The 250-nt window shown below is 62.4% G+C and carries 1 protein-coding gene; it reads right to left on the bottom strand.

Going from position 1 to position 250, the window contains the following annotated elements:
* Positions 1-26: 26 nt before the first annotated feature.
* Positions 27-250: hypothetical protein (locus QN399_RS26485; protein WP_330201962.1), on the bottom strand; the 224-nt coding region annotated here is incomplete at its 5' end.

Raw genomic sequence — 250 nt, 5'->3', positions numbered from 1 at the left:
CACCAGGTCTGGACCACAATTCCTCGTCACTGAGCGGTCCCCCACCCCAGCGTCTCCCTGTCGTCGAGAGGATCAGGAGCAGTGGCCTCAGCAACAGACCGATCGGTCATCGCCTCAGCGGGAGCGTCAGCCAGAGACCAGCGTGTCGCGGGGATCGCCAGCCATGAATCAGCCACCCTTTCAACGATCATCGTCATGATCATGACTGCGTCAGGCTCGGCCCCCGGCAACGCGGCAAATTCGTCAGGAC

Source organism: Pseudomonas sp. 10C3, assembly GCF_036346185.1.
Taxonomy (GTDB): domain Bacteria; phylum Pseudomonadota; class Gammaproteobacteria; order Pseudomonadales; family Pseudomonadaceae; genus Aquipseudomonas.
Note: the sequence above shows the minus strand (reverse complement) of the source record. Positions and strands in the feature narration are given on the sequence as shown.